This is a genomic window from Streptomyces sp. DSM 42067 (assembly GCF_055792885.1).
Genome location: NZ_CM147706.1, coordinates 5,084,878 through 5,109,132 on the forward strand (window position 1 = coordinate 5,084,878; position 24,255 = coordinate 5,109,132).

Annotated in this window: 21 protein-coding genes and 1 tRNA gene; 20 read left to right on the top strand and 2 right to left on the bottom strand. The window is 71.0% G+C overall.

Annotated elements, in window-relative coordinates:
- Positions 1 to 45: 45 nt before the first annotated feature.
- The 5 genes from topA (at position 46) to ACSMXV_RS23355 (ending at position 9,557) form a co-directional block, all read left to right on the top strand.
- A complete protein-coding gene (gene topA, locus ACSMXV_RS23335; protein WP_473173254.1) occupies positions 46 to 2,889 on the top strand; it encodes a type I DNA topoisomerase in 2,844 nt (947 codons plus the stop codon).
- Positions 2,890 to 3,061: 172 nt separating this feature from the next.
- Complete coding sequence (gene tmk, locus ACSMXV_RS23340) at positions 3,062 to 6,340, top strand: dTMP kinase (RefSeq protein ID WP_473173255.1); 3,279 nt, start codon at positions 3,062 to 3,064, stop codon at positions 6,338 to 6,340.
- A gap of 101 nt (positions 6,341 to 6,441) precedes the next feature.
- Positions 6,442 to 7,647: a DNA polymerase III subunit delta' gene (locus tag ACSMXV_RS23345; protein WP_473173256.1), complete on the top strand. Its 1,206-nt coding sequence runs from the start codon at positions 6,442 to 6,444 to the stop codon at positions 7,645 to 7,647.
- Positions 7,648 to 7,817: 170 nt separating this feature from the next.
- Positions 7,818 to 9,383 (top strand): alpha/beta hydrolase, encoded by a 1,566-nt coding sequence (locus ACSMXV_RS23350; protein ID WP_473173257.1) that lies wholly within the window; start codon positions 7,818 to 7,820, stop codon positions 9,381 to 9,383.
- Between the two features lie 97 nt (positions 9,384 to 9,480).
- Positions 9,481 to 9,557: transfer RNA gene (locus tag ACSMXV_RS23355), tRNA-Thr, on the top strand.
- Between the two features lie 57 nt (positions 9,558 to 9,614).
- Here ACSMXV_RS23355 and ACSMXV_RS23360 read toward each other — a convergent pair.
- Positions 9,615 to 10,007: a type II toxin-antitoxin system VapC family toxin gene (locus ACSMXV_RS23360; protein ID WP_473173258.1), complete on the bottom strand. Its 393-nt coding sequence runs from the start codon at positions 10,005 to 10,007 to the stop codon at positions 9,615 to 9,617.
- The gene (locus ACSMXV_RS23365; protein ID WP_473173259.1) at positions 10,004 to 10,276 is read right to left on the bottom strand and encodes a hypothetical protein; all 273 of its coding nucleotides are present in this window, start codon (positions 10,274 to 10,276) and stop codon (positions 10,004 to 10,006) included. The genes ACSMXV_RS23360 and ACSMXV_RS23365 overlap by 4 nt, the downstream gene beginning before the upstream one ends.
- A 231-nt stretch (positions 10,277 to 10,507) precedes the next feature.
- On the opposite strand from ACSMXV_RS23365, the gene ACSMXV_RS23370 reads away from it, so the two are divergent.
- The 15 genes from ACSMXV_RS23370 (at position 10,508) to ACSMXV_RS23440 (ending at position 24,224) form a co-directional block, all read left to right on the top strand.
- A complete protein-coding gene (locus ACSMXV_RS23370) occupies positions 10,508 to 11,050 on the top strand; it encodes an aromatic-ring-hydroxylating dioxygenase subunit beta (RefSeq protein ID WP_473173260.1) in 543 nt (180 codons plus the stop codon).
- A 22-nt stretch (positions 11,051 to 11,072) separates the two neighbouring features.
- Positions 11,073 to 12,449, top strand: a complete 1,377-nt coding sequence (locus ACSMXV_RS23375; protein ID WP_473173261.1) for an aromatic ring-hydroxylating oxygenase subunit alpha — start codon at positions 11,073 to 11,075, stop codon at positions 12,447 to 12,449.
- Positions 12,442 to 13,119: an isochorismatase family protein gene (locus tag ACSMXV_RS23380; protein ID WP_473173262.1), complete on the top strand. Its 678-nt coding sequence runs from the start codon at positions 12,442 to 12,444 to the stop codon at positions 13,117 to 13,119. The genes ACSMXV_RS23375 and ACSMXV_RS23380 overlap by 8 nt, the downstream gene beginning before the upstream one ends.
- Positions 13,116 to 14,405: an NADH-ubiquinone oxidoreductase-F iron-sulfur binding region domain-containing protein gene (locus ACSMXV_RS23385; RefSeq protein ID WP_473173263.1), complete on the top strand. Its 1,290-nt coding sequence runs from the start codon at positions 13,116 to 13,118 to the stop codon at positions 14,403 to 14,405. Before ACSMXV_RS23380 ends, ACSMXV_RS23385 begins: the two co-directional genes overlap by 4 nt.
- A 64-nt stretch (positions 14,406 to 14,469) precedes the next feature.
- Complete coding sequence (locus ACSMXV_RS23390) at positions 14,470 to 14,658, top strand: ferredoxin (protein ID WP_181655998.1); 189 nt, start codon at positions 14,470 to 14,472, stop codon at positions 14,656 to 14,658.
- Between the two features lie 11 nt (positions 14,659 to 14,669).
- Complete coding sequence (locus ACSMXV_RS23395) at positions 14,670 to 15,425, top strand: SDR family oxidoreductase (protein ID WP_473173264.1); 756 nt, start codon at positions 14,670 to 14,672, stop codon at positions 15,423 to 15,425.
- Positions 15,426 to 15,450: 25 nt separating this feature from the next.
- Positions 15,451 to 16,470, top strand: coding sequence for a 2,5-dihydroxypyridine 5,6-dioxygenase NicX family protein (locus ACSMXV_RS23400; RefSeq protein ID WP_473173265.1), 1,020 nt, complete (start codon positions 15,451 to 15,453; stop codon positions 16,468 to 16,470).
- Positions 16,471 to 17,595 carry a DODA-type extradiol aromatic ring-opening family dioxygenase gene (locus ACSMXV_RS23405; protein WP_473173266.1) on the top strand — a complete coding sequence of 375 codons (1,125 nt, stop codon included), beginning with the start codon at positions 16,471 to 16,473 and terminating at the stop codon, positions 17,593 to 17,595. It begins immediately after the preceding gene.
- Positions 17,588 to 18,460, top strand: a complete 873-nt coding sequence (locus ACSMXV_RS23410; RefSeq protein ID WP_473173267.1) for a nitrilase-related carbon-nitrogen hydrolase — start codon at positions 17,588 to 17,590, stop codon at positions 18,458 to 18,460. Before ACSMXV_RS23405 ends, ACSMXV_RS23410 begins: the two co-directional genes overlap by 8 nt.
- Complete coding sequence (locus ACSMXV_RS23415; protein WP_473173268.1) at positions 18,457 to 18,726, top strand: hypothetical protein; 270 nt, start codon at positions 18,457 to 18,459, stop codon at positions 18,724 to 18,726. Before ACSMXV_RS23410 ends, ACSMXV_RS23415 begins: the two co-directional genes overlap by 4 nt.
- Positions 18,726 to 19,550, top strand: coding sequence for a GntR family transcriptional regulator (locus tag ACSMXV_RS23420; protein ID WP_473173269.1), 825 nt, complete (start codon positions 18,726 to 18,728; stop codon positions 19,548 to 19,550). The genes ACSMXV_RS23415 and ACSMXV_RS23420 overlap by 1 nt, the downstream gene beginning before the upstream one ends.
- The gene (locus ACSMXV_RS23425; RefSeq protein ID WP_473173270.1) at positions 19,547 to 20,284 is read left to right on the top strand and encodes a maleate cis-trans isomerase family protein; all 738 of its coding nucleotides are present in this window, start codon (positions 19,547 to 19,549) and stop codon (positions 20,282 to 20,284) included. Before ACSMXV_RS23420 ends, ACSMXV_RS23425 begins: the two co-directional genes overlap by 4 nt.
- A 169-nt stretch (positions 20,285 to 20,453) precedes the next feature.
- On the top strand, positions 20,454 to 22,355 hold the full coding sequence (locus tag ACSMXV_RS23430) for an oxidoreductase (RefSeq protein ID WP_473173271.1): 1,902 nt from the start codon (positions 20,454 to 20,456) through the stop codon (positions 22,353 to 22,355).
- An 84-nt stretch (positions 22,356 to 22,439) separates the two neighbouring features.
- Positions 22,440 to 23,246 carry an SDR family NAD(P)-dependent oxidoreductase gene (locus tag ACSMXV_RS23435; protein ID WP_473173272.1) on the top strand — a complete coding sequence of 269 codons (807 nt, stop codon included), beginning with the start codon at positions 22,440 to 22,442 and terminating at the stop codon, positions 23,244 to 23,246.
- Between the two features lie 240 nt (positions 23,247 to 23,486).
- Entirely contained in the window at positions 23,487 to 24,224 is a 738-nt protein-coding gene (locus ACSMXV_RS23440) for a D-Ala-D-Ala carboxypeptidase family metallohydrolase (protein WP_473173273.1), read from the top strand.
- The last annotated feature ends 31 nt before the right edge of the window (positions 24,225 to 24,255 follow it).

The following is a 24,255-nucleotide window of genomic DNA, read 5'->3' on the forward strand; positions in this document are numbered from 1 at the left end:
ACGTACCGCACAGTCATCGAGTGCCGACCGGAGAGAAGAGCGAAGTTGTCCCCGACCAGCGAGACCGCACAGGGCGGCCGCCGACTCGTCATCGTCGAGTCGCCTGCCAAGGCGAAGACGATCAAGGGCTACCTCGGCCCCGGCTACACCGTCGAGGCGAGCGTCGGGCACATCCGCGACCTTCCGAACGGCGCCGCGGAGGTGCCGGAGAAGTACACCGGCGAGGTGCGCCGCCTCGGCGTGGATGTCGAACACGACTTCCAGCCGATCTATGTCGTGAACGCCGACAAGAAGGCCCAGGTCAAGAAGCTCAAGGACCTGCTCCGCGACTCCGACGAGCTCTTCCTCGCCACCGATGAGGACCGCGAGGGCGAGGCGATCGCCTGGCATCTCCTCGAGGTGCTGAAGCCGAAGGTCCCGGTCCACCGGATGGTCTTCCACGAGATCACCAAGGACGCGATCCGCGAGGCCGTCGAGAACCCGCGCGACCTGAACAAGCGCATGGTCGACGCCCAGGAGACCCGCCGCATCCTCGACCGCCTCTACGGCTACGAGGTATCGCCGGTCCTGTGGAAGAAGGTCATGCCGCGACTGTCGGCGGGCCGTGTCCAGTCCGTCGCGACCAGGCTCGTCGTCGAGCGGGAGCGCGAGCGCATCGCCTTCCGTTCCGCCGAGTACTGGGACCTGACCGGCACCTTCGCGACCGGCCGCCCCGGCGACTCGTCGGACCCGTCGTCGCTGGTCGCACGCCTGAACACGGTCGACGGCAAGCGCGTCGCTCAGGGCCGTGACTTCGACTCGCTCGGGCAGCTGAAGTCCGACACGCTCCACCTCGACGAGGCGAACGCCCGTGCGCTCGCCGCAGCGCTGGAGAACACGCAGTTCTCGGTGCGCTCGGTCGAGTCCAAGCCGTACCGCCGCTCGCCGTACGCTCCGTTCCGCACCACGACCCTCCAGCAGGAGGCGAGCCGCAAGCTCGGCTTCGGCGCGAAGGCCACGATGCAGGTCGCGCAGAAGCTGTACGAGAACGGCTACATCACGTACATGCGTACGGACTCCACGACGCTGTCGGACACGGCTGTCGCCGCCGCCCGTGCGCAGGTCACGCAGCTGTACGGCGCCGACTACCTGCCGGCCCAGCCGCGCACGTACGCCGGAAAGGTCAAGAACGCGCAGGAGGCGCACGAGGCGATCCGCCCCTCGGGCGATCGTTTCCGCACCCCCGCCGAGACGGGTCTGACCGGCGACCAGTTCAAGCTCTACGAGCTGATCTGGAAGCGGACCGTCGCGTCCCAGATGAAGGACGCCGTCGGAAACAGCGTGACGGTGAGGATCGGCGGCCGCGCGAGCGACGGCCGGGACGCCGAGTTCACCGCGTCCGGCAAGACGATCACCTTCCACGGCTTCCTCAAGGCGTACGTCGAGGGCGCCGACGACCCGAACGCCGAGCTCGACGACCGTGAGCGCAGGCTGCCGCAGGTCACCGAGGGTGACGCGCTGTCCGCCGAGGAGATCTCGGTCGACGGCCACGCGACCAAGCCGCCAGCTCGTTACACCGAGGCCAGCCTGGTCAAGGAGCTGGAAGAGCGCGAGATCGGCCGCCCGTCGACGTACGCGTCGATCATCGGCACGATCCTCGACCGCGGCTACGTCTTCAAGAAGGGCACCGCGCTCGTCCCGTCCTTCCTGTCCTTCGCCGTGGTCAACCTGCTGGAGAAGCACTTCGGCCGGCTCGTCGACTACGACTTCACCGCGAGGATGGAGGACGACCTCGACCGCATCGCGCGGGGCGAGGCGCAGGCCGTGCCGTGGCTGAAGCGCTTCTACTTCGGCGAGGGCGAGGGCCACGGTGGTGCGGCGGACGCCGGTAACGGCGACGGCGACCACCTCGGCGGCCTCAAGGAGCTCGTCACCGACCTGGGCGCGATCGACGCCCGCGAGGTGTCGACGTTCCCCGTCGGCAACGACATCGTGCTGCGCGTCGGGCGGTACGGCCCGTACATCGAGCGCGGCGAGCGCGACAACGACGGCCACCAGCGGGCGGACGTTCCGGACGATCTGGCCCCGGACGAGCTGTCGGTCGAGTACGCCGAGGAGCTGCTGGCCAAGCCCAGCGGCGACTTCGAGCTGGGCAAGGACCCGGAGACCGGTCATCAGATCGTTGCGAAGGACGGGCGCTACGGCCCGTACGTCACCGAGGTGCTCCCCGAGGGCACCCCGAAGACCGGCAAGAACGCCGTCAAGCCGCGTACGGCCTCGCTCTTCAAGTCGATGTCCCTCGACACGGTGACGCTCGAGGACGCGCTCAGGCTGATGTCGCTGCCGCGCCTCGTCGGGACGGACGCCGAGGGCGTCGAGATCACCGCGCAGAACGGGCGCTACGGGCCGTATCTGAAGAAGGGCACGGACTCGCGCTCCCTGGAGAACGAAGAGCAGCTCTTCACGATCACGCTGGACGAGGCCCTCGCGATCTACGCCCAGCCCAAGCAGCGCGGGCGGGCCGCGGCCAAGCCGCCGCTGAAGGAACTCGGCGAGGACCCGGTCAGCGGCAAGCCGGTGGTCGTCAAGGACGGCCGCTTCGGCCCGTACGTCACGGACGGCGAGACCAACGCGACGCTGCGGTCCGGCGACAGCGTCGAGACGATCACGCCTGAGCGTGGCTTCGAGCTGCTCGCCGAGAAGCGGGCGAAGGCCCCGGCCAAGAAGACCGCCAAGAAGGCGGCCGCGAAGAAGGCACCGGCGAAGAAGACGGCCGCCAAGAAGACCGCTGCGAAGAAGACCGCTGCGAAGAAGACGACGACGGCCGCCAAGACGACGGCTGCGAAGAAGACCACTGCGAAGAAGACCACCGCCAAGAAGGCGACGGCTTCTTCGGCTGCGGACGACTGAGCAGGCGCGGACGGCTGAGTAGCCGCGGACGACTGAACAGCCGCACAGTACGGAACAGAGCAGTCTCCGGACCTGCGTGCTGAACTGCGACGCCCCGGTGCCACCCGGCGCCGGGGCGTCAGTCTGTTCGGGTCCCCTCCGGGGAGTACTCGCGTCCGGATACCCTTGCAGGATGACGCGAGCCGAGCAGCCACCGGCCCAGAATCCGGCCCCTGACGACGCCCTGGTCGCAGATTCGCGAGAGCGCGCCGTCCGCGCACTGTTGCGCGGGCCGCAGTTGAAGCGGTTGTGGAGTGCCCAGCTCGTGGGCGGGGTGGGGGACGCACTCGCCCTTCTCGTCCTCGTGCTGCTGGTGCTCCAGGCAGCGATTTCCGAGAGTTCGTTCGGAGGCGGCTACCGCGGCGTGGCGTTCGGAGTCGCCGCCGTCTTCGCGGCGCGGATCCTCGCGACCCTGCTGTTCGGGGCGGTCCTGCTCGGTCCGCTCACTTCTCTCACGTCCCCTGGCGGTCCCCTGGACCGCCGCTGGACCATGATCGGCTCGGACGGCGTGCGCGCCGCGCTGCTGATCGTCGCTCCGCTGTGGATCGACTGGACCCCGGACAACGCGTTCGCCCTCCTGCTCGTCACCGCCTTCGTGACCGGCGTCGCGGAACGCTTCTGGACGGTGTGCCGGGAGAGCGCGGCGCCCGCGCTGCTGCCCCCGCCGCCGCTCGAGGGCGCCGCGGTGCGACCGCTGCCGGACCACATGGACGCGCTGCGGCGGCTGTCGCTGCGTACCGGCTTCGTGGCGCTGCCGATCGCCGCCGCCGCGCTCGTCGTGGTCACGCTCGTCGGCAATCTGCTGGGCGCCGGCATCGCCTGGTTCGGGCAGCACCAGGCCGCCCTCGCCTCCTACGTGGCGGCGGGCCTGTTCGCCGCCTCGCTGTCCGTTCTGTACTTCCTCGAACTGCCCGACGCGCAGACGCCGCGCGCGCGTTCGCCGCTCGAGGGCCTGCGCCGCCCCAAGACGGGCTCCGGCGTCGACAAGGGACGTACGAAGGCGATCCCGCTGCTGGTGCTGGCTTGTGCCGCGGTCGCCACGGCCATCGCGGCCGCGGTCGCCGTTGCGGTCCTGCACTCGAAGGACCTGGGCGGCGGCCCGGTGCTGTACGGGCTGCTGGTGCTGGCGCTGACAGGCGGCACCGTCGTCGGCATCCGTACGGCGCCGTCCGTCCTGCCGTCGCTGTCGCGCCGCCGGCTGCTGGCGCTCGCCGTGGCGCTCACCGGCGTGGCGCTGCTCGCCGCGGGTCTCGTGCCGGATGTGACGAGCGTGTGGTTGATCATGGTGCTCGCGGGCGTCGCCGCGGGTGTCGCCGCGAACACCGGGCACACGCTGCTCGACCAGGAGACCGAGGAGTACCGGCGGGCGCGTACGACCGAGCATCTGCACGCGGTCGTACGGGTGTGCGTAGCGCTCGGCGTCGTGGCCGCGCCGGTGCTGGCGGCGGCGATCGGGCCGTATCGGCTGGCCGGCGGCAAGTTCGTGTTCGCACACGGCGGCGCGGCGTTCACGCTGATGCTCGTCGGGGCGCTGCTGCTGCCGGTGGCCGCGCTGGTGCTGGCGAAGACCGACGACCGGTCCGGGGTGCCGCTGAGGCACGATCTGCGGGACGCGATGCGTGGCGGTGACCCCGCCCAGGCGCCCGCCGCCTCCGGCTTCTTCATCGCCCTCGAAGGTGGCGACGGCGCCGGGAAGTCGACGCAGGCCGAGGCGCTCGCGGAGTGGATCCGAGCGAAGGGCCATGAGGTCGTGGTCACGCGTGAGCCCGGCGCGACGCCGGTCGGCAAGCGGCTGCGGTCGATCCTGCTGGACGTGTCGTCCGCGGGTCTGTCGCACCGGGCGGAGGCCCTGCTGTACGCGGCCGACCGCGCCGAACACGTCGACACGGTCGTCAGGCCCGCCCTGGAGCGCGGCGCCGTCGTCATCTCCGACCGCTACATCGATTCTTCTGTGGCGTACCAGGGCGCGGGCCGTGATCTGTCTCCGACCGAGATCGCCCGTATCTCGCGCTGGGCTACGGATGGGCTCGTCCCGCATCTGACCGTCCTGCTGGACGTCTCGCCGGAGGCTGCGCGGGAGCGGTTCACGGAGGCGCCGGACCGTCTGGAGTCGGAGCCTGCCGAGTTCCACGCGCGCGTGCGGTCCGGTTTCCTGACGATGGCTGCCGCCGATCCGGGCCGCTACCTGGTCGTCGACGCGGCTCAGGAGCCGGAGGCGGTGACGACCGTGATCCGGCACCGGCTCGACGTGATGCTGCCGCTCTCCGCCGCCGAGGTGAAGGCCCAGGAGGAGGCCCGCAAGGCCGCCGAGGAGGAGGCGCGGCGGAAGGCCGAGGAGGAGGCCGCGCGCAAGGCGGAGGAGGAGCGCCAGGAGCGCGAGCGCCAGGAGCAGCTGGCGAAGCTCCGCGCCGAGGAAGAGGAGCGCAAGCGCCGCGAGGTCGAGGAGGCCCAGCGCCGCGAGGCCGAACGCCAGGCGGAGGAGGCCCGGCAGCGCGCCGAGGAGGCCCGCCGCCTCGCGGAGGAGGAGCGCGCCCGGCGGCAGGCCGAGGAGCAGGTGCGGGCAGCCGAGCAGGAGCGTCTCCGCCGGCAGGCGGAGGAAGAGGCCCGGTTGCGCGCGGAGGCCGAAGCGCGGCGTATGGAGAAGCAGCGCAAGGCGGAAGAGGCGCTGCTGCGGGCCGAGGAGGCACGGCGCCTGGCGGCGGAGGCGGCGGCTGCCTCGGCGGCGTCCGCGGCGCAGTCGGCAGGCGGGGCTACGGAGGCCACGGAGACCTCCAGCGTCTCGCCCGACAACGAGCGGACGGTGCCCACTCCGATCGTGACGCCGACCAACGCCTCCGGCGGACCGGTGGACGAGACGGCGGTGCTGCCGCCGGTGCAGGCGCCGGGTGCCGGGGACGAGACGGCTGTGCTGCCTCCCGTGCAGCACGGTGGCGCTGCGACGGGCCGGCCCGGCCAGGACCGGCCCGGCCAGGACCGGCCCGGCCAGGACCGGCCCGGCCAGGACCGGCCCGGCCAGGACCGGACCGGCCAGGACCGGACCGGCCAGGACGCGGAGGAGACCGCGGTGCTGCCGCAGCCGCCCGCGGCTCCCGCCGGGCCCGCGGGTGCGGCGGACGAGACGGCTGTTCTGCCTCCGGTACGCGATGACCAGCAGGGCGAGGACCCCGCCGACCGGGTGCCGCCGGGCTTCTTCCGTGATGAGCGCCAGGACGGGCCGCAGCCGGACGGTTCGAATGCCAGGACCCACGAGCTGCCCCGCGCCGACGCCGAGGGCCGCGCGCGCCGCCCCCGGTCCGACTGGGCGGAGGAGACTCCCCTGGACGACCTCCCGACCCTGGCGGACGAGCTGCTGGGACCGCAGGAGGACCAGGACGGGAACGACGGCGGACGGTGGGGCAGGGGCCGCCGCTGACGCCTTCGGCTCCCTCCGCCGGTCCGGCGGTCCGCCACTGTCAGTGGGCAGCCCCACAATGGACCGGGCAAGCCGAAGTACGACGAAAGGGCGGTGGACCCATGAGCGTGTGGGACGACCTGGTCGGCCAGGAGAAGGTGAGCGCCCAGCTCGCCGCTGCCGCCCGTGACGCCGACGCTCTGGTGACCGCCGCCGCCTCGGACGCCCCGCTCCCGGAGGCGTCGAAGATGACGCACGCGTGGCTGTTCACGGGCCCGCCCGGCTCAGGCCGCTCCACGGCCGCCCGTGCCTTCGCGGCCGCGCTCCAGTGCGTCAGCCCCGACCGGGCGCTCGGCGGCGCCCCCGGCTGCGGGTTCTGCGACGGCTGCCACACGGCCCTGGTGGGCACCCATGCCGACGTCGAGGTCGTCCGCACCGACCTGCTCTCCATCGGTGTCAAGGAGACCCGCGATCTCGTACGCCGGTGCCAGCTGTCGCCGGCAGGCGGCCGCTGGCAGGTCATCGTGCTGGAGGACGCCGACCGCCTCACCGAGGGTGCGGGCAACGTCCTGCTGAAGGCGGTGGAGGAGCCCGCCCCCCGCACGGTGTGGCTGCTGTGCGCGCCGTCCCTCGAAGACGTCCTGCCCACCATCCGCTCGCGCTGCCGTCACCTCACGCTGCGCACGCCTTCGGTGGACGCGGTGGCCGACGTACTCGTACGGCGCGACGGCATCGAGCCGGACGTCGCGGCCGCCGCGGCCCGCGCCACGCAGGGGCACATCGGGCGAGCCCGGCGCCTCGCGACGGACGAGCGGGCGCGTGAGCGCCGCGCCGCCGTGCTGAAGGTGCCGATCCGTGTCGGCGACATCGGCGGCTGCCTCAAGGCCGCCCAGGAGCTGATCGACGCCGCGGCGGAGGACGCCAGGCAGGTCGCCGAAGAGGTCGACGTGAAGGAGACCGAGGACCTGAAGGCGGCCCTCGGCGCGGGACAGGGCGGCCGGATGCCGCGCGGCACCGCAGGTGTGATGAAGGAGCTCGAGGACAGGCAGAAGCGCCGCAGGACCCGCACCCAGCGCGACAGCCTGGACCTCGCCCTGGTCGATCTGACCGGCTTCTACCGCGATGTGCTCGCCCTGCAGCTCGGTTCCCGAGTCGCTCTCGCCAACACGGAGGTGCAGGACGCGGTGGAGCGGATAGCCCGCAGCACCTCGCCCGAGTCGACGCTGCGTCGCATCGAGGCGATCGTCGCGTGCCGGGAGGCCCTCGACACCAACGTCGCGCCGCTGCTGGCGGTGGAGGCGATGACGGTCGCCCTGCGGGCGGGCTGACCGGGCTGACCGGGGACCGAGCTGATGCTCGGCCGCCGGGCGAGCCAGCGGGCTGCGTGACCCGTCCGCCGACGGAACCCGACAGGCGAGAGGCGCCGACCGAAGCAACTCGCAAGACACCGATGGCTACGTAGTGCATTCATCCCATCGCGGACAGTTAGGCTCGCCTGATGAACACCATGCGTCACATCCAGGCAAACGGGCTCCGGGCGTCCGGTGCCCTTCTCGTCGCCGCCGGGCTGCTCGCCACCGGCTGCTCGCCGGGCGGATCGACGACCGATGCCGCGCTGGCGGCGCTGCCCAGGTCCACGCCGACCGCGCTCTCGGCGTACTACGGCCAGGAGCTGCGCTGGCGCGACTGCGGCGTCCCCGGATTCGAGTGCTCCACGATGAAGGCCCCGCTCGACTACGAGAAGCCGGACTCCGGCGACATCAAGCTGGCCGTAGCCCGCAAGAAGGCCACGGGCCCGGGCAAACGCCTCGGTTCGCTGCTGGTCAACCCGGGCGGCCCGGGCGGCTCGGCGGTGGGTTACCTCCAGTCGTACGCGGCGCTCGGCTATCCGGCCGAGGTCCGCGCGCGGTACGACATGGTGGCCGTCGACCCGCGCGGCGTGGCGCGCAGCGAGCCCGTCGAGTGTCTCGACGGCCGCGAGATGGACGCGTACACGCAGACCGACATCACTCCGGACGACCGGCGCGAGACCGACCAGCTGGCCGCCGCGTTCAAGAAGTTCGCGGGCGGCTGCGAGAGCAGGTCGGGCACGATCCTGCCGCATGTCTCCACGATCGAGGCGGCCCGCGACATGGACATCCTGCGCGCGGCGCTGGGTGACAAGAAGCTGACGTATGTCGGTGCCTCGTACGGAACGTTCCTGGGTGCCACATACGCGGGGCTGTATCCCGAGCGGGTCGGCCGCCTGGTGCTGGACGGCGCGATGGACCCGACGCTGGCCGCACGCCAGCTGAACGAGGAGCAGACCGCCGGATTCGAGACCGCGTTCCGCTCCTTCGCGGAGGACTGCGTGAAGCACCAGGACTGCCCACTCGGCGGCCCGGGCACGACGGCGGAGGCCGCGGGCAAGAACCTCAAGGCCTTCTTCCAGCAGCTGGACGCCGAGCCTCTCGCCGGCGGCTCCACGGACGGACGCAGGCTCACGGAGTCACTGGCGACGATCGGTGTGATCGCGGCGATGTACGACGAGGGGGCCTGGGGCCAGCTGCGCGACGCCCTCACCGCGGCAATGAAGGAGAAGGACGGCACGAGCCTGCTGGCACTGGCGGACAGCTACTACGAGAGGGGCGAGAAAGGCTCGTACTCGAACCTGATGTTCGCCAACGCCGCCGTGAACTGCCTCGACCTTCCGGCCGCCTTCACCTCGCCCGAGCAGGTCGAGCAGTCGCTCCCCGCTTTCGAGAAGGCGTCCCCCGTCTTCGGCGAGGGACTTGCCTGGTCCTCCCTGAACTGCGCGTACTGGCCGGTGGCGCCCACGGGCAAGGCGCACCGCATCGAGGCGAACGGCGCGGCCCCCATCGTGGTCGTCGGCACCACCCGCGACCCCGCCACCCCGTACCGCTGGGCCGAGGCCCTGGCCGACCAGCTCTCCTCCGGCAGGCTCCTGACGTACGAGGGAGACGGCCACACGGCGTACGGCCGGGGGAGCGAGTGCGTCGACTCCGCGATCAACCGCTATCTGATCGAGGGAACCGCCCCGAAGGACGGAACTCGCTGCTCGTAGCACGGAGGGGGCGGTGGACTCCGGGGGTGTGCGGAGCACCCCCGGAAACTGTGTAGACTTGGCGACGCCGCTGATCGCAGCATAGTGATCGCGACAAGCCGCCTTAGCTCAGATGGCCAGAGCAACGCACTCGTAATGCGTAGGTCTCGGGTTCGAATCCCGAAGGCGGCTCCATCTAACCCCGGCTCAGACGATTTCTGAGCTGGGGTTTTTGTACGGCCCCGCGTCGCGTCAGACCTTGAGGACGCGTATGCCAGGGCCGCACAGGATCAGTAGATCCTCGGGATCCGAGGTCAGGATCGTTACCGGGGCGGGTGAGGCGAGTGCTGTGGCGGCCACGATCGCGTCGAGGGCGTACTTGTGGCCGTGCAGCCCGGCTGCGGCGAGGATTTTGCTGGCGTGGCGGGCGATGGCTTCGGTGGGCGGGATGATGTTCACGCGGGAGACGGCGTAGTCGAAGCGTGCCTGGTTGGTCTTGGGGTCGCGGGCTTCGACGAGTGTTACCGAGCTCGCGACGACGCGGATGTCCTCTGCCTCGGCGGCGGCAAGCCACTCGGTGAGCTCGGGCGTTCGTCGTACGAGTTTGGACAGTCCTTCGCAGTCCAGGACGAGCATGCCGCTCACGCGGCGTCCGCCGAGCCGGCCGTGTCTCCGCGCAGAATGGCTCGCTTGGCCTCGACTGCGGCCTGGTCGACAGGGCCGTGGCCGGCTTCTGCGTCTTCGATGAGTTCGCGCAGTCGGTCGCGTTCCAGCTGGCGCTGGATGAGGGCTTCGACGTATGCGGACATGCCTCGCTTGCCTGTCCGTGCCTTGAGGGCGGCGATGGTGCCTTCGTGGAGCGAGACGGAGACCGGACGGACGGGGCCTTCGCCGGGAACGGGGGAGGTGGCCATGGAGCCAGATTAACAAAACTCTTGTTATTGGGCGCGGGTCATTCGTGTTCGCGCACAGCGACGGGTCAGCGCATGTGGCCCCCGCATCCGACTCGTCAGTCGTGCTCGCAGGACTGGCAGGGCCACCCCCTCCAGCGGGCCCCGATGGATGTAACTAGCAATTAACTGCGACCTATTGCCGTGGCCAAAAGTGCATGCAAAAGTGTGTTCATCTTGGAAGGGAGGGATCCCGTGGTCGGGACTGGAGCCAGGGTGAGGGTGGGCAGCGCCCTCTACAACGAGGTCGTCGAGTGGATGGACACCGAGGCCGAGCTGCTGGACGCATACCGGGAACGCGAGTGGCTGGAGGCGATGGTCAGCCGCGATGTGGTGTACCAGGTGCCGATCCGCCAGACCGTGGAGCGGGCGCGCGGGACCGGGTTCGTGGCGGGGGCGTTCCACCTGGACGAGACGTACGGGTCGCTGGAGAGCCGGGTGGCGCGGAACGAGACCGCGTACGCCTGGGCGGAGGACCCGCCGTCCCGTATCCGCCACTTCGTGACCGGCGTCAGGGTCACCGAGGACGCCGAGGACGCCGAGGACGCGGACCTCGTGAGCGTGCGCAGCAATCTGCTGATCTTCCGCACACGGCAGGAGCAGACCCAGCCGCAGTTGCTCTCGGGTGAGCGGCAGGACCGCTTGCGCAGGGAGGACGGCGCGCTGCGCCTCCTGCGCCGTGAGGTCCTGCTGGATCTCACGGTGATCGGCACCCACAACCTTTCCATCTTCTTCTGACTCTTCTGAGAGGAACGCGGCGATGACGCAGGCGAAGAGCACGAGAGCCGACGCGCTTCTCGACGAACTCGACACGGGGCTGGCCGAGGGCGAGCTTCCCGCGGGGCTGTTCGGCAACCAGGAGATCTACGACCGCGAGCTGCGGTCGATCTTCGGCCGATGCTGGGTGTTCCTGGCCCACGAGTCGGAGATCGAGGCGAAGGGCGACTACGTCCTGCGCAAGATCGGCGAGGACAACTTCATCGTGATCCGCGATGAGGAGGGCGGGATCAACGTCCTGTTCGACGCGTGCCGGCACCGCGGTGTGCAGGTGTGTCGCGCGGATTCGGGCAACACCTCGCACTTCCGGTGTCCGTACCACGGCTGGACGTACAACGCGAAGGGCGACTTGGTGGGGGCGCCGCTGTGGCGTAACGCGTTCGGCGGGATGTCGAAGGAGGGCAACGGGCTGTCGAAGGCCGCGCGGGTGCAGTCGTATCACGGGCTGATCTTCGCGACGCTGGACCCGTCGGCTCCGCCGCTCGAGGAGTATCTGGGCGGCATGGCCTGGTACTTGGACCTGCTGTTCGGTCTCAACGAGCATGGCATGGAGGTCGTCGGGCCGCCGCAGCGGTTCGTCATCGACGCCAACTGGAAGTCGGGCAGCGAGAACTTCGCCGGCGATGACTACCACCTGGGCACGCTGCACCGGTCGGTGTGGGAGATCGGCGCCTTCCCGGTGCCGTTCCGCGAGAACATGATGGGCTATCACATCCAGGCGTCCCCGGGGCACTCGCTGTCGTTCTCGATGGCGCCGACCGAGGACGAGCCGGGTCCGAAGTTCTTCGGGTTCCCCGAGGAGCTCGCCGAGACCTTCGACACCAGCCGCATCAGCGACCATCAGCTCGATATCGCGCGGCGTTCCCGCGTGATGGTCGCCAACGTCTTCCCCAACTTCTCGATGCTGGCGCTGCCGATGACCGAGGACGGCGCCAACCACGCGCCGACCGGCGTCGTCACCATCCGCATGTGGCAGCCGCACGGAGTCGGCCAGGTCGAGATCTGGAACTGGTTCTGCGTCTACAAGAACATGACGCCCGAGCAGAAGGACCGGGCCTACAAGGCCGGACTCGGCACGTTCTCCATGGGCGGCGCGTTCGAGATGGACGACACCGAGCCGTGGATCACCGTCAGCCGCACCGGCCGCTCCGTCGCCGCCGACCTCCTGGACTTCAAGCTCAACTACCAGATGGGCATGCCGGGTGTCGGTATCGCCAAGCAGGTGGAGGACTGGCCGGGCCCGGGCATCGCCTTCTGGACCCGCTACGAGGAGGGCGTGCAGCGCAACCTGTACCGCCACTACGCCGACATGATGCGAGCCGAGCCCGGTAGCTGGCCGAAGTCGAGCTTCGATGAGTGAGTCGACGGGTGACTGGATGGAGGCGGTGCGGGAGCAGTACCGCGGGCGGGGAGTCGGTGAGCGGCTGTCAGCCGGTGCGGGCGGCACACTCGGCCGGAGGCCGGGTGTGGTGGTCGTGGATCTCATCAACGGCTTCACCGACCCCGCGTGCCCTCCCGGCTCCGACCTGGACGCGGTCGTCGAATGCACGGCTGAGCTGCTGGAGCAGGCCCGCGCTGCCGGGCTGCCGGTCTTCTTCACCACGATCTCGTACGAGCCCCGTGACCTGGACGAACTCATCTGGTTGCGCAAGATGCCCGCGCTGCGCGCGCTCACCGCGGGTTCGCGGTGGGTTGAGGTCGACAAGCGGCTGGCGCCCCGGGACACCGAGCCGGTGATCGTCAAGAAGGCGGCCTCGGCGTTCCACGGCACGGATCTCGCCCAACGGCTGGCAGCCGCGGGGGTGGACAGCCTGATCGTCTGTGGCGCCACCACCTCCGGCTGCATCCGGGCCACCGTGATCGACGCGTGTGCGGAGAACTATCCGGTGCGCGTCCCTCGCGAGTGTGTGGGGGACCGGGCCGAAGGGCCGCATGAGGCCAACCTGTTCGACATCGACGCCAAGTACGCGGATGTGGTGTCCCTGGACGAGGTGCTGGACGAGTTGCCGGGTGCGGTGATGGCCCGATGACGCTGACCACGAGCACCGCACTCGACACGAGCCTCGCACCCGACACGAGCGCCGCCCTTGCAGCGACAGCCGGGCACGCCCCCGGCATCGAACCCCGCCTGGCCGTCGACCGCCCGCTCGACCTCGCCGCCGAACGCGAACGCGGCACGTACGGACCGCCGACCCGCTCCGACGTGATCGCCGAACTGGAGGCCGCCGGACTGCGCGGCCGCGGCGGCGCCGGATTCCCCGCGCACATCAAGTGGCGCGGGGTCGCGGAGGCGGGCGGGCCCCGGGTGGTCGTGGCCAACGGCGAGGAGGGCGAGCCGAGTTCATGCAAGGACCGCTGGCTGCTGACGCACCGGCCGCATCTGGTGCTGGACGGGCTGCTGCTCGCCGCCCGCACCGTCGGCGCCGACCGCGCGGTCGTCTACCTCTCCCACCCGGAGACCGAGACCGCCGTGCGCGCCGCCATCGCCGAGCTCGACGCGGCGGCCCTGGTGACCCCGGCGGCCGGGGTGCGCCTGGACGTGCACGTCGTGGAGCCGACGTATGTGGCGGGCGACGAGACGGCGGTCTGCCGGTCGATCAGCGGAGGTCCGGCGCTGCCGACGGCCCGGCCGCCCCGGGTCGGGGAGAAGGGAGTGGACGGCCTGCCGACGCTCGTATCGAACGTCGAGACGCTGGCCCACGCCGCCTGGATCGCCCGGAACGGTGCCGCGGCCTACCGCACTCACGGCACCGCCGATTCGCCCGGCACCACCCTGGTGACGCTCAGCGGCGCCTGTGCCCGGCCCGGTGTGTACGAGGTCCCCTACGGGCTGACCGTCGCCGAACTCTTCGAGATCGCAGGCGGGTTCACCTCGCCTCCGGCCGGGTTCCTGATGGGCGGCTGGTTCGGCGGGCTGCTCGGCCCGGCGCACGCGGAGACCGTCTGCACGTATGAGGACGTCCGGGCGGCCGGATCGGGACTGGGCTGCGGGGCGATCACCGCGCTGGACGCCGACCGCGACCCGCTCGCCGTCGCGGCCGAGGTCTCGGCCTGGTACGCGGTGGAATCCGCGCAGCAGTGCGGGGTCTGCGTCAAGGGCACCGCGTCCATCCGGGACGCCTTCGCCTCGCTCGGCGCGGGCACGGCCACGGCTACGGACCGGAACAACCTCGCCCGCTGGGGGCAGACCCTGCCCGGCCGGGGCGCCTGCGCCTTCCTCGACGGCGCCGCGACCTGGGCGCGCACCGTGCTGACGGAGTTCCCGGAGCACATCGACGCCGGCGACGCCGCCAACGCGGACGACAGCGGCAACTGAGACACAGGCACGGCTGCGCCGGTACGAGCGACCCCGGCACCAGCGACCTCCGAAGGAGAACACCATGAAGGCAACCGTCGACTCCACCAAATGCAACGGATACGGCACCTGTGCGGACGAGGCGCCCACCGTCTTCCAGCTCGACGAGTGGGGCTACGCCGGTGTCATCGGCGACGGCACGGTGACCGACAAGGATGCCGCCTGCCGTGCCGCCGAGGGCTGCCCCGAGCGCGCCATCACCCTCCACGACTGAGCGGGGGCGTCATGGATCTCGGACTCAAGGGCAAGGTGGCGTTGGTCACCGCCGCAAGCAAGGGCATCGGCCAGGCGATCGCGCGGCAACTCGTCGCCGAGGACGCGGTCGTGGCCGTCAGTGCCCGTACGCCGGTCGAGGCGGAAGGCCAGACCCCGTATTCCACAGACCTGATGGACCCGGAGGCCGTCGAGAGGCTGATCCCCGAGGTGATCGCCGCGCACGGCGCCCTGGACATCCTGGTCGTCAACACGCCAGGCCCCAGGATCATGCCGGTGCTCGAGACGCAGCGCGCCGACTGGGACACCGCATACGACCAGCTCGTGCGGCCCGCCGTGCAGTTGGCCACGGCCGGGGCTCGGGCGATGGCGGCGAACGGCGGCGGCTCGATCCTCTTCATCACCTCGACCTGGGTGAAGCAGCCCGCAGTCGGTGGCGCCCTGTCGGCGTCCATGCGCTCGCTGCTCTCGGCCCTGGCGAAGCAGATGTCGCTGGAACTCGCGGAGCACGGCGTGCGCGTCAACCAGCTCATGCCCGGCGCCACCGGCACCGACCGGATGGAGAACATCGTCGCGGCCAAGTCGGCGGCCAACGGCACGACCCGCGAAGAGGAGATCCGCAAGGTCGTCTCCGCCATTCCGCTGGGCCGCTGGGCCGAACCGGAGGAGATCGCGCGGGCCGCCGCCTATCTGGTCTCCCCGGCCGCCGCGTTCGTCACGGGCGAGACGCTCGCCGTCGACGGCGGCGCCATCCGCTCCACCCTCTGACCACCGAGAAGATTGGTAGGAAGTCATGCCCAAGACCCTGCGTGAACTGTTCGTCGACCAGTACCGGCTGTGCAAGCTCGCCCCGAACGAGACGGTCGCCGTCATCCAGGAACTCGGCCAGAAGACCGCGTACGCCGAAGCCGCGGTGGCCGCCGCCCGGGACATCGGCGCGGGCGCCCTGGTGCTCACCGCCTCCAGCCTGTCCAACCCGATGCTGCCGCCGTACGAGGCCGACGGCCGCGAGGTCGCCGCGCTGCTGGCCGCCGCCGCGGAGTGCGACCTGGTGATCGACGTGACCGTCGGCGGCCTCATCCACTCCGACGTGCGCACCCGGATCACCGGCAACGGCAAGCGGATGCTGTTCGTCGCCGAGCCCGCCGACGTGCTCGAGCGCCTGATGGGCGACGAGGACCTCCGCAAGACCGTCGAGGCCGGTGGCCGCCTGCTCAAGGCGGGCAGCACGCTGCGCGTCACCAGCGCCGCGGGCACCGACCTGACCGCCGACATCTCGGGCGAGGACCTCCCGATCACCCACCAGTGGGGTTACGTCGACGAGCCCGGCCGCTGGGACCACTGGCCGAGCGGCTTCGTCGCCTGCTTCCCGCACGACCGCACCGCCGAGGGCACCATCGTGCTGCAGCCGGGCGACGTGCTGATCCCGTGGCAGCGCGCCGTGCGTGACACCGTCACCCTCACCGTCGAGAAGGGCTTCATCACCGGCGTCGAGGGCAAGGGCAACGACGCGTTCGTTCTGCAGGACTACTTCGACGCCTGGGAGGACCCGGAGGTGTTCGCGGTCTCCCACATGGGCTGGGGCGTGCACCCGATCGCCCGCTGGTCGGCCTTCGAGGTGTACGAGCCGCGCTCCCTGTACGGGCAGGAACTGCGCTCCACCGCGGGCAACTTCATGTGGTCGACCGGCCCGAACCGCTTCGCGGACCGCGAGACCCCCGCGCACCTCGACATCCCGATGCGCGGCTGCACCGTCGAGATCGACGGCACGGCGGTCGTCCGGGACGGCAAGCTGACCGGCGAGGGAGCGTAGATGGACACCCGCACACTCGAGCGCGCGATCCTAGCGCTCGGCAAGGACACCGGGCTGCTCGACCGGTTCCGCGCCGACCCGGCCGGCGTGGGCGCCGCCGAGCTCGGCCTGGACGCCGAATGGGCCGCCGTGATCGCCGGAGGCGACCGCGACCGGCTGCGCTCGGCCGGGGTGGTGGACGGCATCACCATCCTGGTCAGCCGCTGGTTCGCCGACGACCTCAGCGACTCGACGAGCTCCGGCCGCTTCCACGTCGAGACGTCGACGCCGCTGCCCGACCCGGACGTACCGCAGAACCTGGTGTTCGCCGGTGGCTGCTCGCACGTACCGGACCTGCTGGCCCGGCCCGAGGTGGACCCCGCAGACGCGGTGGCCCGCCTGACCGAGGGCTACCAGCGGCTGGCCGAGCGGATCGCGGCCGCCGACCCCGACGTGCTGATCGTGACGGCTGACTGCCACTTCCAGTCGTTCCGGACCGGCGCCTTCGTCATCGGCACCGGCAAGGAGCACGTCGGGTCGATGGAGTTCTTCAAGCGCCCCGACCTGGACCTCACGCTGACCGGCGCGCCCGAGTACGCCCGCGCCATGGCCAACGCGATCCGCGCCGAGGGCATGGAGGTCGAGGAGTCCGAGCAGATCGACCTCGACCACGGGTTGATCGTCCCGCTGCGGCAGCTGCTGCCCCGCCCGGACCTGCCGGTGATCCCGATCATCACGCAGCCCGCCCGCTCGTTCTCGCCGTTCGGCGCCCGCGCCTTCGGCGAGGTGCTCCGCTGCGTGGTCGACGGGCGCGACCTGAAGGTGGCGATGCTGGCCACCGGCGGTCTGTCGCACTGGCTCGACCCTGGCAAGTTCGGTGGTGTGGACGTCGAGTTCGACACCTACATCCTGGAGATGCTGCAGGCCGGACGGGGATGCGACCTGGCGAACCTCGAGCCGTACGCACTGCTCGACCACGGCCAGTACGAGTTCCCCAACTGGCTGATCATGCTCGGTCTCACCGGCCCCGGCGTACGCGGCGAGGTGCTCGCGTACGAGCCCATGGAGGCGTCCGGCGGCGGCTGGACGGTCGTCGACATGCTCCTGCCGGAGCGCGAGCCGTCGGAGGCGGGCGGCCGTGACTGACCGGACACTGCGGGTCGGCCTCACCCAGTGGCACGCCACCCGTGACCTGGCCGCCAACACGGCAACGGGCGCCCGGATGGTGCGCGAGTGCGCCGCCGCCGGAGCGGATCTGGTGCTGCTGCCCGAGAACGGCCTGATGCTCGGCACCAACACCGAGATGCGCGAGGCCGCCCTGACGGTGGACTCGCCGGAGATCACCAGCCTGCGGCAGGCCGCCAAGGAGGCGGGCGCGGCGGTCGTCCTCGGTGGCTTCAAGCGGCGCGGCCCGGACGGCATCCGCAACACCGCCCTGGTGATCGACGCCCAGGGCGCGATCGCCGGCGGTTACGACAAGATCCACCTGTTCGACGCCCGCGTCGACGGCCAGTCGTTCGAGGCGTCCGGCGTCGAGACCGCGGGCGACCGCCCGGCGCTGCTGCGCATCGGCGGCACCACGGTGGGCCTGACGATCTGCTACGACGTGCGCTTCCCGGAGCTCTACCGGGCGCTCGCCCTGGCAGGCGCCGAAGTCCTGCTGGTCCCGGCGGCGTTCACACAGCGGACCGGCGAGGCCCACTGGGAGGTGCTGCTGCGCGCCCGCGCCATCGAGAACGCCGCATACGTGGTGGCCTCGGCGACGATCCGGGGGCAGGGCGACGACGCGGACGACGCCTTCCCCACCTATGGGCACGCCCTCGCGGTCGGCCCTTGGGGCGAGGTGCTCGCCGACCTCGGGGACCATGCCGCGGCCTGGCACGTCGTCGACCTGGACCTGTCCCAGGTGGCGGCGCGCCGCCAGACGTTGCCCGTGCTGAGCGGTGTGAAGACCGGCGTCTACGGGGTCCCTCCTGAGATCATTGACGCAGACGCGAGGGAGGGAACATGACCACCGAACCGCCACTGGGTGAGGGCATCGTTCGGGCCGGTGAGAGCTTCGGCATCGGCAACGAGTTCACCGGGGTGCGCGTGCGCAAGGTGTGGACGCGACAGGGCGAGAGGCTGGAGCTCTTCGTGCCCAAGCGGGGCTACCGCATCCTGCTCGACGCCATGCAGCTGGAGATCATCGCTGCCCAGGAACCCGAGCGCTTCAGCGAGCTGTTCGCCATCTCGTTCGGAGCCGAGGAACCCGTGGCGGGGGAGGGCGGCGTCTGATGGCAGCGGGAACCCGGCCGGGGACGACGGTCGAGGAGATCTACCGGACACTGCGGGAGCGGATCATAGAGGGCCGGTACATGCCCGGCTTCCGTATGTCGCAGGGCGCGCTCGCCGCCGAGCTGGAGACCTCCCGTACGCCGCTGCGCGAGGCACTGCACCGTCTGGAGGCCGACGGCCTGGTGGTGGCCGAGGCCAACCGCGGCATGGAGGTCGCCCCGACCAGCCCTGCCGACGTCGAACAGCACTATGTGCTGCGGCTGCTGGTGGAGCCGCCGACGATCTCGGGCATCATCGACCAGCTCACCGAGGACGACCTGGCACGGATGACCGAGGACCTGGAGGCGATGGAGGCGGCCCGCCACCGCATCCGCGACTTCCAGGAGGCACACCACCGCTTCCACCAGAACGCGTTGCGCCGCTACCCGAAGGCACTGGCCGAGCTCACCGAGTCGCTGACCCTGAAGATCTACCGCCACCAGCGCCTCTATCTGTCGCACCCGCACGCCCCCGAGCACTTCACCAGCGTCGACCGCCGCTTCCTGGAGGCGGTCCGGGCACGCGACACCGAACTCGCCCGCCAGATCCTGGAGTTCCACCTCATCGACGCCGCGCTCGGCCTGGTCCTTGACAGCGATCCGGACCACCGGTTCGACGCGCTGCTCGTCGCGACCCGGGGGCTCGGCATCGAGCTGGGCACGACCGCCGACAACCGGGTGGACCGCCCCGCGTCGCTGCGCTGGCGGCGCCTCGGCGCACGCGCCGACCTCGAACTGCACACGTCCAACCTGCGCCTGCCGCGCACCGAAGGAGACAGCTCATGACCGCGACCCGGGTCGGCCTCATCGTGCCGAGCTCGAACACCACGATGGAGACGGAGATCCCCGCGATGCTCCGGGCCCGCGAGGAGATACGCCCCGAGCGGTTCACCTTCCACTCGTCGCGCATGCGCATGCGGCAGGTGACCCCGGAGCAGCTGCGGGACATGGACGACCAGTCCCTGCGCTGCGCCCGCGAACTCGCGGACGCCGAGGTCGACGTCATGGCCTACGCCTGCCTCGTCGCGATCATGGCGCGGGCCACCGGCTACCACCGCGAGAGCCAGCGGCGCCTGGCCGAGATCGCGGAGGGCACCCCCGTCGTCTCGTCCGCCGGCGCGCTGGTGGAGGGCCTCGAGCACCTCGGCGCGAAGAAGATCTCGGTGATCGCGCCGTACATGAAGCCGCTCACCCAGACCGTCTGCAACTACATCGAGGCCGAGGGCGTGGAGGTCCACGACTCGATCAGCCTGGAGGTCCCGGACAACCTGGAGGTCGGCCGGCTGGACCCGGCGCAGCTCGTCGACATCGCCGCCAAGGTCGACACCTCGGGCGTGGACGCCCTGGTGCTCAGCGCGTGCGTGCAGATGCCCTCGCTGCCGGTCGTGGAGCAGATCCAGAACGCCTTCGACATCCCGGTGGTGACCGCCTCGGTGGCCACGGTCTGGAAGACACTGCGGGAACTCGGACTGGAGCCCGTCGTGCCGCGCGCGGGCTGGCTGCTGGCCGACCGCGGCTGACCTTTTTGGCGCTGCTGGTGCATGCACTTCTGCATGCACCAGCGCTGAGTGGGACTCCGGCGCGGGGGCGCCGCCTTCGTACCACCCGCACGAGCTGTCCGGACCCTTCCGGCCGAACCGGTCGGAGCCGTCCGGCACCGCTGAGGAACCGAACCAGGAGATGGATGCCATGGCACTGCACACCCTGTTCCGCCCCGGCCGCATCGGCTCGCTCGAACTGAAGAACCGCGTCATCAAGTCGCCCCAGACCACCGCCTTGGCCAACCAGGACGGAACGGTCACCCAGCGGCTGGTCAACCACTACAAGCGGCTCGCCGAGGGCGGCCCCGGCCTGATCATCGTCGAGTACAGCTACGTCGACGACAACGCCAGCAAGTCCATCCACGCCCAGCTCGGGATCTCCCGTCGCGAGCACATTCCCGGCCTCGGCTGGCTCGTCGACGAGGTCCACGCCGCGGGCGCGAAGATCGGCATCCAGCTCGAGCACTGCGGTCGGCAGAAGTTCCTCGGCACCCAGCCGATCAAGACCGCGTCGGACGTCTCCTGGGACTACGTCGAGTCCCAGTACGGCGAGCGGCCCCAGGTTCTGACCGAGGAGGAGATCCAGGGAGTCGTCGCCGCCTTCGCGGACGCCGCCGAGCGCGCCTGGCTGGCCCGGTTCGACCTGGTCGAGGTGCACGCGGGCCACGGCTACCTGCTCACCAACTTCCTGTCTCCGCACACCAACAAGCGCACCGACCGCTACGGCGGCTCCTTCGAGAACCGCGCCCGGCTGACCCTGGAGGTCGTCGCCGCCATCCGGGAACGCGTCCCGCGCGACTTCCCGTTCAGCGTCCGTCTCTCGGTCACCGACTACGAGGAGGACGGGATTCCGATCGAGGAGACCGTCCGGCTGGCCCAACTCCTCGAAGCGGCGGGCGTGGACGTCATCCACGCCTCCGGAGGCCACCACGCGCTGATGGAGTACGAGGTCAGCCCCTGGTACATGCCACGCGCCCTGCACCGCTGGGGCTGGGAGAAGATCAAGCCCGAGGTGACGATCCCGGTCATCGGCTCCGGTTCCCTCGTCACCCCCGAGGTCGCGGCCGAAGTGCTGGAGAACGGCGCCGACTTCGTCTCTCTCGGCCGGGCGATGCTCGCCGACCCGGACTGGACCCGCAAGGCCCAGGAAGGGCGGCTGCTGGACATCGTCCCGTGCATCCGCTGCAACGACGGCTGTCTCGACCGGGCGCTCAACGCGGGCCGCAGCACCGGATGCACGGTGAACCCGTCGATGGGGGAGGAGTACCGCTACCCCGTCGAACCCGCGGCCGTCCGCCGCCGCGTCGCCGTGGCCGGGGGCGGCCCCGCCGGGCTGCGCGCCGCCGCAGTGCTCGCCGACCGCGGCCACGACGTGACGCTCTACGAGCCCGGGGAGCTCGGCGGCGCCCTGGTGCCCGCGACCCGCTCGCCGTACAAGCAGGACCTGGCGGCACTCCGCGACCACCTCGTCCACCAGGTGCGTTCCCGCCCGGTCGAGATCATCGCCGAGCGCGCCGAGGCCTCTGCTCTCGCGGAGGGCGGCTTCGACCTGGTGTACGTGGCCACGGGGGCGGTGCCCCGCACTCTGCCCGGGGTGCGCCTGGCCCGGGACGTCGCGGATCCCAAGGACGTCGTATCGCCGGTCGTGGTCGTCGGCGGCGGGATGACCGGAGCCGATACCGCGTTGTGGCTGGCCGACGCCGGACACGACGTCACGCTGGCGGAGGCGGGCCCGGCGATCCTCGCCAACCGCGAGGTCTTCACCGACGCGGGGGTGCTGCCGAAGATCCTCGCCGAGAAGGGCGTTGCGGTCCTCACCGACACCGAGGTGACCGGACTCGGCGAGGACGGTGCCCGCGCCGCGGACGGCAGGGTCATACCCGCCGCCACCGTCCTGGCCGCCATCGGCAACGACAGCGCCTGCGAGCTCGCCGGCGCGCTGCGCGAGGCCGCCCCCGGGCTGGAGGTCGTCACGCTCGGCAGCGCCGCGCGCAACGGCCGGGTCTTCGACGCCCTGCATGGAGCGTTCTTCGAGGCCCGTCGCGCCTGATCCCGTCCACGGGCGCCGCCCCCGGAAGCGGGGCGGCGCCCCACACGAGGTTCCATAAGCAAACACAGAAAGAGGAGGTCGGTCATGGGTGCACTGGACGGGCAGGTCGTGGTGTTCACCGGCGCCGGATCAGGCATCGGACGGGCCGTCGTCACGCACTATGTGGCGGAGGGCGCCCGCGTGGTGGCCGTGGACGTCGCCGACACCGTCGAACAGCTGGCCAAGGAACTCGGGGACGCCGTCGTCCCGGTGGTCACGGACGTACGGTCCTGGGAGGGCAACGTCCGGGCGGCCGCCGCGGCCAGGGAGACATGGGGCCGCATCGATGTGTTCGTCGGCAACGCGGGCATCACGGACGGGGCCCGGCCCCTGGAGGAGATCCCCGGCGAGCGGCTCACCGACGCCTTCTCGGAACTGTTCGGGGTGAACGTCCTCGCCCCGATGCTCGGCGCCCGAGCCGTGGTCGACGATCTCGTGAAGTCGCGCGGAAGCATCATCCTGACCGGCTCGTTCGCAAGCTCGAACGCCGCGGGCGGCGGTGTGCTGTACACGGCTTCCAAGCACGCGGTGCAGGGGCTCGTCCGGCAGCTCGCGTACGAGCTCGCCCCAGATGTGCGGGTCAACGGCGTGGCGCCGGGTGTGGCACCGACCCGGTTGCGCGGCACGACCTCCCTCGGCCAGACGGCCGCCGACTCGGTCCTCGACGGCACGCGGGAGGTGCTGCCGCTGCAGGAGGTCCCGGGCGTCGACGCGTACAACGGCATCTTCACCCTGCTCGCCTCGCCGTCGCAGTCGGCCGCGATGACGGGGACCATGGTCACCGCCGACAGCGGCCTGTCGATCCGGGGGCTGGCGCGTCCCGGCGGCCGGGTCGCGGAAGCCGGCGAGTAGCAAGGCGGAAGCCGGCGAGTAGCAAGAAGGAGAGCCCGGCCATCGCCACCAGGCCGGGCACCCTCACCGGCAGGACGACGTGCCGTACTCACGCGGGGGTCGGGTGAGCCTTGCGCCGTAGGTGCGGGGTTGACGCGCGTCGACAACGCCGCCACCCTCTGCTCCGTGCACCTTTCGTGTCACCCGTCTCGACGTTCGTCTCGACACCCTTCCCGACATCCGTCTCGGTATGGAGGCCCCGTGCTCCGGCGTACCGTAAGACTCGTCCTCTCTGTTGTCATGATCATGGCTGGCGTGCTGGCCGGGACCGTGGCGACCACCGGCACCGCGCACGCTGACGGCTGCTACACCTGGTCCAGAACCCTCTCCGAGGGCGCGTCCGGCGCCGACGTCACCCAGTTGCAGATCCGCCTCGGCGGCTACGCCGGATACGGCGGCGTGCTCGCGACCGACGGCGCCTTCGGCCCGGCCACCAAGGCCGCCGTGACCCGCTTCCAGCAGGCGTACGGGCTGACCGCCGACGGCATCGCCGGCCAGCAGACCTTCAACAAGCTCTACGCCCTCCAGGACGACGACTGCACGCCCATCCACTTCTCGTACAGCGAGCTGAACGACTGCAACAGCGACTGGTCGGGCGGCGCCGTCAGCGCGGCCACCGCCAAGTCCAACGCCCTGCGCACCATGTGGAAGCTGGAGGCCCTGCGGCACGCCCTCGGCGACCAGCCGATCACCGTCACCAGCGGCTTCCGCTCGTACGCCTGCAACAGCGCCGTGGGCGGCGCATCCGACAGCCGCCACCTCTACGGCGACGCCGCCGACCTCGGCGCCGGCCCGCACTCCCTGTGCACCCTCGCGCAGCGCGCCCGCTACCACGGCTTCCGCGGCATCCTCGGCCCCGGCTACCCCGGACACAGCGACCACACCCACGTCGACCACCGGTCGAGCCAGTACTGGTCCGCGTCCAGCTGCGGAATCTGACCGCGGAACGCAGGTAAAAGGGAACGCGAAC